We start from the raw sequence: 13010 nt of genomic DNA, 5'->3' as shown, positions 1-13010 counted from the left end.
CGGGTCCAGCGGCACGTAGGCACCGCCGGCCTTGAGAATGCCCAGCAGGCCGATGACCATCTCCAGGCTGCGCTCCATGGCGATGCCGACCAGCACGTCAGGGCCCACGCCTTGCTCGCGCAGGCGGTGCGCCAGCTGGTTGGCACGGCGGTTGAGCTGGGCATAGCTCAGGGTCTGCTCGCCGAACACCAGTGCCGGCGCGTCCGGGGTGGCGAACACCTGGGCCTCGATCAACTGGTGAATGCTGCGCTCGTCCGGGTAGGCGGCCTGGGTGTCGTTCCAGCCTTCGACCAACCGTTGCCGCTCCGGCTGGTCCAGCAGCGGCAGCTCACCGATAACGGCATCCGCACTCTCGGTCAGCGCCCGCAGCAAGGTAGCAAAGTAACCCGCCAGGCGGCCGACGTGCTCATCGCTCCACAGCGCACGGTCGTGGCTGTAGCGCATCGACAGCATCGCGCCCAGCTCGACCACCAAGGTCAGCGGGTAGTTGGTCTGCTCCTGCACCGCGACGTCGCCGAAACGCAGGCCAGCGGGCGCACCCTGTTGCAGTGCCTCGGCCACCGGGTAGTTCTCGAACACCAGAATACTGTCGAACAAGGCGTCGCCGCCCTGCCCGGCCCAGTGCTGCAGGTCGTACAGTGGCGTGTGCTCGAACTCGCGTAGAGCCAGGTTGTCAGCCTGTACCTGGCCAATCCACTCGGCCACGCGCTGCTCGGCACGCGGGGCACCAATGACTGGCAAAGTGTTGATGAACAGGCCGATCTGCTCCTCTACCCCCGGCAGGTCCGCCGGGCGCCCAGCGACCGTGGCGCCGAAGCACACGCTGGCCTGGCCGGTGCAACGCTGCAACAGCAGCAGCCAGGCCGATTGCACCAGGGTGTTGACGGTGACCCGGTTGGCCCGGGCGAAAGCTTCGATGCGTGCGGTCTGCTCGCGGTCGAAAGCCAGGCGGTGCTCGCCGTAGCCGCTTGCGCCGCTGCTGCCGCCAATGGCCTGGGCCAGGCGGGTCGGCGCGTCCAGCGCCGCCAGGCGAGCCTTCCAGAAGGTTTCGGCAAGCGCCGCGTCCTGGCCTTGCAGCCAGGCGATATGGTCGCGGTAAGGCCTGGCCTGCGCTTGCGGCAGCTGGCCGGCGTAGCGCTGCAGCACCTCCCCGAGCAGGCGCGAGGTGCTCCAGCCGTCCATGAGAATGTGGTGGTTGGTGTAAATCAGGTGATGGCTACTGTCGCTGGTGCGCACCAGTACCAGGCGCAGCAGCGGCGCGCTGGCCAGGTCGAATCCGCGCTGGCGTTCAGCCTCGGCCAAGGCCTGCAAGGCCTGCTCCAGCGCTGGCTGGCCACGCCAGTCGTGCTCGCTGCACGACAACGTGACAGTCCTGTGTACCACCTGCACGGCCTGCTCCAGCGCGCCCTGCAGGACGAAACTGCTGCGCAGGATGTCATGCGCCTCCAGGGTGCCCTGCCAGGCCTGCCGGAACCGCTGCACATCCAGCCCCTGCACATCCACCCGCAGTTGATTGATGTAGTTACCGGCCTGCGCGTCGTAGAGGGTATGGAACAGCATGCCCTGCTGCATCGGTGACAGCGGGTACACATCGGCGATCTGTTGCGCCGGCAGCGGCAGGCTGTCCAGCTGCGCCTGGGTCAGTGCGGCCAACGGGAAGTCCGCTGGGGTCACCCCCTGGTGCCGGGCATCGCAACAGTACTCGACCAGCTCCGCCAGGGCCTGCTCGTAGGCCTGGGCCAGCGTTTCGACGGTGGCCGGGTGGTACATGTCGGCGCTGTAGGTCCATTCCAGGAACAGCTCACCGGCGTATACCTGGCCGGTGATGCTCAGCCAGTTGCCCAGCGGTGCACCGGCGCACTGGCTGCGGCCTGCGCTTTCCCCGCTTGGGGTGAACAGGGCGCCGGCTTCGCCATCGAAGCTGGAATCGAACTGGCCGAGGTAGTTGAAGGTGACCCGCGCCTGGGCGGCACGCGCCAGCTGGTCACGTACATCGGCGTCGCCGAGGTAGCGCAGCAGGCCATGGCCGATGCCTTTGTCCGGCACCGCGCGCAGTTGCTCCTTGATCGTCTTGATCGACTGGCCCAGGTCGTGGCCGGGCATGAGGCGCACCGGGTACAGGCTGGTGAACCAGCCCACGGTGCGGCTGAGGTCGAGGTCGTCGAACAGGTCTTCGCGGCCATGGCCCTCCAGCTGGACCAGCATGTTGTCCTGCGCACTCCACTGGCACAGGGTGCGCGCCAGCGCGGTCAGCAGCAGATCGTTGACCTGCGTGCGGTAGGCGGCCGGGGCCTGCCTCAGCAGCTTGGCGGTGCGCTCGGCATCCAACCGGGTGGTGGCGGTCCGGGCGTGGCTGTTGGCCAGGCTGCCCTGCGGGTTGTCCCGCGGCAGTTCGGCATGGGCGCCGGCCAAGGCCTGCAGCCAGTAGTCGCGCTGTGCCTGCAGCGCCGGGCTGCCGGCATGGCTGGCCAGGCGTTCGGCCCAGGCCTGCACCGACGAGGTCTTGGCCGGCAGGTTCACCGCCTGGCCGGCCAGCAGCTGCTGGTAGGCGCTTTGCAGGTCTTCGAGCAGCACGCGCCATGACACGCCATCGACCACCAGGTGATGGACCACCAGCAGCAGGCGCTGTTGGCCATCGGCAAAGTCGAACAGTTCGCCACGCAACAGCGGCCCGTGCTCCAGGTTCAGGCTGGCCTGTACCTGGTTGCCGGCAGCGTCCAGTTCACTCAGGCCATTGAGGTTGCGCTGTTGCAGCAGGGGTGCATTGTCCAGTGGCTGGAAGCGCGCCTGCCATTGGTCGGCGCTGCGAGTGAAGCGCAGGCGCAGGGCGTCGTGCTGGGCGACCACGGCGCGCAGCGCGGCCTCCAGGTGATTCACTTGTACCGGGCTGGTCGGTTTGAGCAGTACCGACTGGTTCCAATGCGCCGGTTGGGCGATCTGCATTTCGAAGAACCGCGCCTGGGCTGGCAACAACGCGACCTCGCCGCTGATGGTGGCGCCCAGGGCTGCCGCAGCAGGCGTTGGCTTGACCTCGCTGCGCTTGGCCACCTGCGCCAGTTGGGCGACGGTCTGTTGTTCGAACAGTTGCTTGGGGGTGATCCGGATACCCTGACGCTTGGCCCGGGCGATGATCTGCAGGCTGAGGATCGAGTCGCCGCCCAGTTCGAAGAAATTGTCACTACTACCGACCCGCTCCAGCTTGAGCACATCGGCCCACACCGCCGCCAGTGCTTCCTCGATATCCCCCTGCGGCGCTACATAGCCACGGCTGACTGCACCGGGTACCGGCAACGCACGCTTGTCGAGCTTGCCGTTGGCGGTCAGCGGCAGGCGTTCCAGCAATACCATCTGCGCCGGCACCATGTAGTCAGGCAAGCGGGCCAGCAGCAGCGCCTGCAACTGCTCGACGGTCACCCCAGCTGCGGCGACCACGTAGGCCACCAGTTGCAGGCGCTCGGCGTCACCCTCCAACGGCAAGGCCAGTACCACGGCCTCGCTGACAGCGGGCAGGCCGGCCAGCACCCGGCCGATTTCACCGGGCTCCACGCGGTAACCGCGGATCTTCACCTGGTCATCGGCGCGGCCGATGAACTCGATCAGGCCATCGCCCGCAAGCCGTGCACGATCGCCGGTACGGTACAGACGGGCTCCGCCCTCGGTCGGAACGAAGCGCTCGGCGGTCAGCGCTGGCTGGCCCAGATACCCTTGGGCGACGCCCTGCCCGCCCAGGTACAGCTCACCGGTCACCTGCACCGGCAGCGGGTTAAGGTAACCGTCCAGCAGCTGGGCGCAGGCGTTGCCCAGCGGGCGTCCGACCGGCACCGTGCGGCAGCCTGGCAATGGCTGGCCGGGCTCGAAGGTGAGCACGCCGACGGTGGTTTCGGTCGGGCCGTAGTGGTTGATGACCCGGCAACCCGGGCGCAGTGCGCGAACCTTTTCCAGCAGGCCCCAGCTGCACGCCTCGCCCCCGAGGATCAATGCCGCGGCCGGCAGCACGTCGGCAGCGCGGTCAGCTTGCAGCAAGCCTTGCAGATGGCTCGGCACCAGTTTCAGTACACCAACCTGATGCTGCGCCATGTAGCTGGCGAAACCGTCCGGGTCGAACGCCAGTTCCTGCGGCAGCAGGTGCAGCAGGCGGCCCGAGACCAAGGCACCGAACAGTACGGTGTGGCCCAGGTCGGCGGCGGTGGTGGAGACCATCGCCATGCTCGCTTCAGCGGGCAATTGCAGGCGCTCGAGCAGCGCCTGGATATAGCTGGCCAGAGCCCCATGGCTGACCACCACGGCTTTGGGCTGGCCGGTCGAACCGGAGGTGTAGATCAGGTAGGCTGGCTGTTCGGTGGCGATCGCCAGTTCTACCGGGCGGTCGCTGCAGGCTGCCCATTGGGTATGGTCGCAAGCGACAACTTGCACGCCTTCCAGGCCGGTGAAGCGCTGGTCACCCGGTTCGTGCAACAGCACGGCAGCGCCACTGTCGGCCAGCAATTGCTGCAAGCGCTCCTGGGGCTGCTGGGGGTCCAGCGGCAGATAGGCGGCGCCGGTCTTGAGCACCGCCAGCAAGGCACCGACCCACTCGATGGAGCGCGGCAGGCACAAGGCAACGATACTGCCGACACCGACACCGCGCTGGCGCAGGTAATCGGCCAGACGGTTGGACGCCGCCTCGAGCCCGGCCTGGGTCATGAACCGTTCACCGGCGCGCACGCCACCATGAGCCAGGCCGCGCGCCATGGCCTGGCGCCACAGGGCTAGCACATCGCCGTGTGGGTAAACCTGCGTGGGCGCCGGTGTCAGCGCCGGCAGTTCCGGGCAATCGACAATTGCCCGCTGCAGGTCGCCGGTCAGCTCATCCAGCACCCGCCGCAGCGAACCGGCCATGCGTTCGATGGTGGCCCGTTCGAACAGCTCGGTGGCATAGGTGAAGTAGCCTTCGATGCCGTCGGCCTTGTCGGAAAAGTCGAATGCCAGGTCAAAGCGGGCATCGCCGTCGTCCCGTGCGAAACCTTCCACCTCCAGCGTACCCAGGCGCTTGCGTCCCGCGTCGCGGGCGGCCACGTGCTGGTTGATCTTGAACTGGAACAGCGGGTTGTGGGCCAGGTTGCGCTCCGGCAGCAAGGCATCGACCAGGTGCTCGAACGGCAGTTCCTGATGCGACTGGGCCGCGCCGATCACCGCCTTCACCTGGTCGAGCAGCGCGGCGAAGGTGGCGCGCTCATCCACCTGCACGCGCAGCACCTGGGTATTGATGAAGAAGCCGATCAGGCCCTCCAGTTCCTTGCGGTTGCGCCCGGCGTTGGGCGCGCCGATGCGGATGTCGGCCTGGCCACTGTAGCGCGACAGCACCACCGCCATGGCCGCCAGCACCAGCACGAACACGGTGTAGCCGCCTTTGCGCGCCTGGCTGCGCAGGGCTTCGGCCTGCGCGCCGGTGATATCCACGCGCAGCACCGCGCCGCGCTGGCTGGGCGTGGCCGGGCGTTCGAAATCCAGCGGCAGGCTCAGCACCGGCTGCTCGTCGCCCAGTTGCGTCTGCCAGTAGGCCAGTTGGCGCTTTGCTTCACCGGCTTCGAGCCAGGCGCGCTGCCAGATGGCGTAGTCGGCGTACTGGATCGGCAAGTCTGGCAGTTGTGCCTGGCGCCCCTCGGCCAGGGCGCTGTACAGCTGGATGAACTCCTGCACCAGCACATCGCTGGACCACCCGTCGGCGATGATGTGGTGCATGCTCAGCGCCAGCACATGGTGTTCAGCCTCCACGCGCAGCAGGGTCACCCGCAGCAGCGGGCCGGCCTGCAGGTCGAAGGGCTGCTTGAGGGCAGCGTCCACGGCCTCGCTCAGCGACGCTTCGTCTGGAGTCTCGGCGAATTCCACCCACTCGATCGGCAGTGGGCAGTGGTCGAGGATGTCCTGGTAGAACTCACCCTCCTGCGCGGCAAAGCGCGTGCGCAGGGACTCGTGGCGCTGCACCAGCGCATCCAGCGCCTGTTGCAGCAGCGCCCGGTCCAGTGCGCCTTTCAGACGTATGGCCAGCGGCACGTTGTAGGCCGGGCTGGCGGGCTCCAGCTGCCAGAGGAACAACAGGCGCTGCTGGGCGTATGACAGCGGAATGCGCGCCAGGCCCTGGCGCGCCGGCACGATGGGCAGCAGGCGGAAGCTCTGCCCGCTGGCCTGCATCTGCGCCAGGACCTGCTGGCGTTGCTCCACGGAAAGGCCAACGAAACGTTGGGCGATGCGTTGTGCTGCAGTGAATTCCATGTCAGGCCTCGGAGAATGCGTTCATCATGTGTTCGATATCGCTCAGGCCGTCGTCAGTCAGCGACAGGCCCTGCTCGTCCAGCGCCTGGGCGAACGCGCGCAACTCGGGGTGGGTGAAGATCAACTGCAGGGGCATGTCCAGCCCAAGCTCCACGTTGATCCGTGATACCACCTGGGCAGCCAGCAACGAGTGGCCGCCCAGTTCGAAGAAGTTGTCGTTCAGGCCAACCCGGTCAACGTTCAGCAATTGCGCCCAGAGGCTTGCCAGTTGCTGTTGCCGCTCGGTCTGCGGCGCCTCGTAGGCGTGCTGCGACTGGCCCAGGTCAGGCATGGGCAGCGCCTTGCGGTCGAGCTTGCCGCTGGCGGTCAACGGCATGTCCGCCAGGGTCACCAGGCACGCCGGGATCATGTAGTGCGGCAGGCTGGCCCTGAGGTGCTGCTGCAACGCCAGGCGCAGGTCAGCGTCGTGGCCATCGGCCGGCACGGCATAGGCGCACAGTTGCTTGCCGCTGGGCAGGTCGATGGCCACCACGGTGGCTTCGCGCACGCCCGGGTGCGCCCGCAGGCACTGCTCGATCTCGCCCAGTTCGATACGGAAACCGCGCACCTTCACCTGGTGATCAACCCGGCCGCGATAGGCCAGTTGGCCGTTTTCGTCGTAGTAGCCAAGGTCGCCGGTGCGGTACAGGCGGCCACCGCCTAGCGGGTCGAACGGGTCGGGGATAAAGCGCTCGGCGGTGAGCGACGGCCGTTGGTGGTAACCACGCGCCAGGCAGCCGGCACCGCCAATGAACAGCTCGCCAGGCACGCCGGTCGGGGTCGGTGCCAGGCACTCGTCCAGGGCATACAGGGTGCGGCCCGGTAACGCGCGGCCAATGGGCACACCGCCCTGGCCGATCTGCGCCGCAGTCATCTGCGAACAGTCGTAGGTGGTGGCGACCACGGTGGCTTCGGTCGGGCCATAGGTATTCAGCAGGCGCACCGCTGGCGGGCCATCGGCCAGCCAGGCACGCAAGGCGTCTTCCGGTACCGCCTCGCCACCGACATGAATCTGTTTCAGCCGGCCATAGGCCTCGGGGTTGCGCCGCTCCAGGGCCAGCACACGCCAGTAGGCAGCCGGCAGGTCGGCCACGGTCACGCCATGGCGGTTGACCTCATCCAGCAAGGTGGCCGTGTCCCATACCCGCGCGTCGCGCAGGACCACGCAGGCACCCTGGGCCAACGGCGGGAAGAACTGCTCGATGAACCCGTCGAAGCTGAAGGTGGCGAACTGCAGCACGCGGTCGTCCGGGCCCAGGCGCGAATACTGCGCAGCCACCTGGCAGAACAGCGACAGCGCGTGATGCTCGATAGCCACGCCCTTGGGCATGCCGGTGGAGCCTGAGGTATAGATCAGGTAGGCCAGGTTGTGCGGCGCAGCCAGGCTGGCCAGTGGCTCGGCGGGCCAGGCCTGCAGCCACTCGCTACCGGGCTCCAGCAGCACGCAGGGCAGTTGCCTGCCCGCTTGCAGGCGCTCACGCGAGGGCGCATCGGCCAGCAGCAGGCCGATGCCGCTGTCTTCGATCATCCAGGCCAGGCGCTCTTGCGGGTAATCCGGGTCCAGCGGCACGTAGGCGCCTCCGGCCTTGTGGATGGCGATCAATGCCAAGGCCATGCCCAGGCCACGCTCGACGGCCACGCCCACCAGGCGCTCCGGCCCTACACCCATGGCGCGCAGGCAGTGCGCCAGCTGGTTGCTGCGGTGGTCCAGTTCGGCGTAGGTCAGTTGCTGATCGCCGCAGACCAGCGCTGGCGCATCGGGCCGCGCCCGCGCCTGGCGCTGCAGCAGTTGGTGCGCGCACAGGCCGGTCGCCGCCTGGTGTGCCGGGTTCCAGCCGTAGACCAGTTGCTGGCGCTCGGCAGCGCCGAGCAAGCCCAGTTCACCGATGCAGCGCCGTGGCTCGGCGCAGATGGCCTCCAGCAGCGCCAGCCAGTGCCCGGCCATGCGTTCGATGCGCGCTGCATCGAACAGGTCGGTCGAGTAGTTGAACGATGCCGTCACCCCGTCGGATCGCTCCAGGGTGTTGAGCGAGATATCGTATTGCGCGCCCGGTTCCTGCAAGTCCACTTCCTTGACCTGCAACCCGTGCAACGCATCGCTGGCGACCTGCTCGCCGAGGTCGCGCAGGTGGTTGTAGAGCACCTGGAAGAACGGGTTCACGCCCTGCTCACGGTCCGGGTACAGCGCCTCGGCCACCTCGAGGAAGGGCACGTCCTTGTTGGCCTGGGCCTGCAAGGTGGTTTCCCTGACCGCCGCCAGCAGCTGCACGAACGGCTGGCTGCCATCGACGTCGATGCGGGCCACCACCACGTTGATGAAGAAGCCGATCAGGCCCTCCAGCTCCACACGGTTGCGATTGGTGACCGGCACGCCGATGTTGAGCGTGCCCTTGCGGCTGTAGCGCGCCAGCACGATGGCGTAGGCCGCCAGGAAGACATGGAACAGCGTGGCATTGGCGGCCAGGGCCAATGCCCGCAAACGCTCGCAGAGGGCCTGCGGCAGGCGCACGTCGAAGCGGCTGCCACGGTAGCTCCTGGCCTGCGGCCGAACGCGGTCGGCCGGCAGTTCGAGCACCTCGAAGTCGTCTTCCAGACGGGCCTTCCAGTAGGCGATCTGCGCCTGCATCTGCCCTTCGGCCAGCCACTTGCGCTGCCAGGCGGCAAAGTCGGCGTACTGCACCGGCAACGGTTCGGGGCTGTACACCTGGCCGCTGGCGGCGGCGTTGTAGGCGGCGGCGAACTCGCGCACCAGCAGGCTCATCGACCAGCCGTCGGAGACGATATGGTGCAGGGTCAGCGACAGCAGGTGCTCCTGCTCATGCACCTTGAACAGACGTGCACGCAGCAGCGGACCGTGCGCCAGGTCGAACGGCACGAAGGCCTCGGCCTCCAACTTGCGCATCTGCGCGGCGTGGCCTTGGCCGCCGAGGTCTTCGAAACCAATCACCACCGGGGTTGCTGGCAGGATGCGCTGCCAGGGCAGGCCTTCGGTTTCCACGAACACTGTACGCAGCGATTCGTGGCGGGCCACTAGCGTGTCCAGCGCTGCCTGCAGCGCCGCACGGTCGAGGTTGCCCTGCATGCGCACCGCCATCGGCGTGTTGTAGGCCAGGCTGTGCGGGTTGAGTTTCCAGAACAGCCACTGACGGTGCTGCGAGCGGGACGCCGGCAGGGGTTGCTGGCGGTCGAGGATTTCGATGGCCAGGCCGGCGCCCTGTTCAGCCTCGGCCACTGCCTGGGCGAAGCGCTGCAGGTCGACGGTGTCGAACAAGCTGCGCAGGGGAATATCCCGCCCCAACTGCTGACGTACCCGCGACACGGCCTGGGTGGCCAGCAGCGAATGGCCGCCGAGGGCGAAGAAGTTGTCGCTCAGGCCTACCTGCGGCACGTGCAGCACCTCGGCCCAGATCTGCGCCAGCTGTATCTGCAGCGGAGTCTGCGGGGCCTGGTAGGCCTTCTGACTGGCGACCGGTGCCGGCAGCGCCTTGACGTCGACCTTGCCGTTGGCGGTGACCGGCAGGTGCTCCAGCACCATCAGGTGGCTCGGCACCATGTGTTCGGGCAACAGGCCTGTAAGGGTGGCACGGATCGCGTCCTGCCAGGCCAGGCTGTCTGTCGGTTGCTGGCTGGGCACCAGCCAGGCGACCAGCTGCAGTTGCGGCGCCTGGCCATGGACGCGGACCAGGGCGTTGGCGACACCATCAAGTGCGCGCAGCTGGTTTTCGATTTCGCCCAGCTCCACGCGGTAGCCACGAATCTTCACCTGGCCGTCCACGCGCCCGGCAAAGTGCAGCCCGCGGTCTTGGCGCACCCAGTCACCGCTGCGGTACAGGCGCTGGCCATGGCTGCCGTTCGGGTCGGGGACGAAACGTTCGGCGGTGAGCGCGGGGCGGTTCAGGTAACCCCGGGCCAGGCCGGCACCACCAATGTACAGCTCGCCCTTGGCCTTGGCCGGCAGCGGCTGCAGGCAAGGGTCGAGCAGCGCAACACGAGTGTTGGCCAGCGGTTGACCGAGGCTGGCTTGCCCGTTCAGTTCGGCTACCAGTACGCCGACGGTGGTCTCGGTCGGGCCGTAGTGGTTGAACACCCTGAGCGTCGGCGCCAGCTCACGGACCTTGGCCAGCAGGCCCGGGCCGCTGGCTTCGCCGCCAAGCACCAGGCACTGCGCCGGCAAGGCCGAACGGCCAGCCGCCAGCATCGCCTCCAGGTGCGACGGCACGATCTTCAGCGCATCCACCTGGTGCTCGGCCAGATAGGCCGCGAAGCCTTCGGCATCCAGTACCTGCTCGCGTGACAGCAAATGCAGGGTATGGCCGCCGCACAGGGCACCGAACAGCATGGTGTGGCCAAGGTCCGCGGCCGGGGTCGAGACCTGCGCCATGCTGCGGATACGCTCGATCGGCAGGCGCGCGGTGATGCCCTCGACATAGTTGGCCAGGGCCGCGTGGCTGATCGCCACGCCCTTGGGCTGGCCAGTGGTACCGGAGGTGTAGATGACATAGGCGAGGTTGCCCGGGGCCGGGGCGACACGGGTAGCGCTGCCGCTTGCCGTTTGCGTCCAGTCCAGGTGCTGCACAACGTCGGGGAGTTCCGCCTGCCAGTCACCTGGCGCCAGCAGCAGCTGCGCGCCACTGTCGCTGAGCAGGTAGGCCAGGCGCTCGGCGGGTTGCCCGGGCTCCAGTGGCAGATAGGCGCCACCGGCCTTGAGCACACCGAGGATGCTGGCGAGCATGCCAACGCTGCGGTCAGCCAGTACGCCGACCAGCGTGTCCGGCCCGACCCCGGCTTCGACCAAGCGGTTGGCGATGGCCTCGGCGCGGCTGTCGAGTTCGGCAAAGCTGGCCTGCTCGCCCGCGGCCATTACCGCCTGGCGTTCGGGGTGACGGCTGGCAGCGGCGGCAAAGCGCTGGTGGACCAGCAGGGTTTCGCAAGCCTGCTGCACAGGCGCGTCAACGGCAGCGGCCAGGCCGGGCAATGGCAGCTCGCCGACGGCGCCGACCGCTTCGTCAGCCAGGGCCTGCAGCAGGGCCAGCCACTGCTCGCCGAGGGTTGCGATGGTGGCCGCATCGAACACGTCGGTGGCATAGGTGAACGCAGCATGGAGTTGCCCCGCTCGCTCGTGAGTATCCAGCGCCAGGTCGAAGCGAGCGCTGTGCCTGGCCAGTGCGACCGGCGCCAGGCTAAGGCCGCTGCGGGTTTCAATGGCCTGCACATCGGCCACCTGCGCCTGGTGGTTGAACAGCACGCGGAACAGCGGGCTGTCGCTGCTGCGCGGCAGGTCGAGGGCCTCCACCAGCTGTTCGAACGGCAAGTCCTGGTGGCTTTGTGCACCCACGGCAGTTTCGCGCACGCGCTGCAGGAGGCCGGCAATGTCCAGCAATGGGTCGATCTCGGTGTGCAGCACCTGGGTATTGATGAAGCAGCCGATAAGCCCCTGGCTTTCCGCTCGGTTGCGGTTGGCGATGGGCACGCCGACGCGGATCGCCGATTGGCCGCTGTAGCGCTGCAGCAGCAGCTTGAAGGCGGCCAGCAGGGTCATGAACAGGGTGACGTTGTGCTTGCGTGCCAGGCCGCGCAGGCGGTCGGCGACATCGGCGGCGATGACGAACGCGTGGCGCGCACCACGATAACTGGGTCGGCCCTGGCGGGTGCGGTCCAGAGGCAGCTCCAGCGGCGCATGGTCGTCGCCCAGGTGCGCCTGCCAGTAGGCCAGCTGGCGTTCCTGCTCGCCGGCCTGCAGCCAGCTGCGCTGCCACAGGGCGTAGTCGCGGTACTGGATCGGCAGCGGCTGCAGGCCGGCATCGGTGCCGGCCACGGCGGCGTCGTAGAGGCGCAGGAATTCATCGATCAGCACATTCATCGACCAGCCATCGGCGACGATGTGGTGCAGGGTCAGCAGCAGGACGTGTTCCTGCGCGGCCAGTTGCAGCAGGCGCACGCGCAGCAGCGGACCGCTGGCAAGGTCGAACGGGGCCAGGGCTTCGGCTTCGGCGATGGTCTCGATGGCGGCCTGGCGGGCGCCCTCGTCCAGCTCGGCCAGGGCATCCTGGCGCAGTTGCAGCGGGGCAGCGACGGTGTCCACCTGCTGGCGTACGTCATCGCCGTCGGCGACGAAGCGGGTGCGCAGGGTTTCGTGGCGGGCCACCAGGGCATCGAAGGCCTGCTGCAGGGCCGCCAGCTCCAAGGGGCCGTGCAGGCGCACGGCCAGCGGCAGGTTGTAGGCCGCACCCTGCGGGTCGAGCTGCCAGAGGAACCACATGCGCCGCTGGGCGTACGACAGCTGGTCACGCTCGGCTACCTCGACGCCGGGTGCGATCGGCAGCACGGAGAAGTCCATGCCCTCGCCCTGCAGTGCCTTGAGGAACAGGCGGCGCTTGTCGGGAGCGAGCGCGATGAAGCGGCGGGCGAGCTGGAGGGTTTGATCAGCATTCATGTCGAGCGGTGTCCTGGCAGTCGAGCGGTAACTGTCAGACGAAGGCATGGGGGGCTGATTTAGGGGCGGCGGGTGATCGGCTTGGAGGGTGTGGCGCCAGGGCGATCGAGCGCCGCCCGCATGGCGCATCGCGGGTGCAACCCACAGGGACACCACAGCTATCGAGGCTTGCGCACTACCTGTGGGAGCGGGCATGCCCGCGAAGAGGCCGGCATTGCCATCAATAAAATCACGTAGTCCAAATCGCTATTTCTTGTAGGCCCCTTCCTAAACCCCTTCCGCCTCG

General features: G+C 67.9%; 2 protein-coding genes. Both read right to left on the bottom strand.

Annotated elements, in window-relative coordinates:
* Positions 1–6252 (bottom strand): non-ribosomal peptide synthetase (locus B4L76_RS14075; RefSeq protein ID WP_296233313.1); only part of this gene is annotated, 6252 nt, incomplete at its 3' end.
* Position 6253: 1 nt separating this feature from the next.
* Positions 6254–12724 (bottom strand): non-ribosomal peptide synthetase, encoded by a 6471-nt coding sequence (locus tag B4L76_RS14070; RefSeq protein ID WP_296233311.1) that lies wholly within the window; start codon positions 12722–12724, stop codon positions 6254–6256.
* Between the last annotated feature and the right edge of the window lie 286 nt (positions 12725–13010).

It is taken from the genome of Pseudomonas sp. UBA4617 (assembly GCF_002386445.1).
Classification (GTDB): Bacteria; Pseudomonadota; Gammaproteobacteria; order Pseudomonadales; family Pseudomonadaceae; genus Aquipseudomonas.
This window is presented reverse-complemented; position numbering and strand designations above follow the sequence as displayed.

Excerpts from the sequence above, each read along its gene's own strand:
- B4L76_RS14070 (WP_296233311.1), bottom strand. The coding sequence starts at position 12,724 with ATGAATGCTGATCAAACCCTCCAGCTCGCCCGCCGCTTCATCGCGCTC.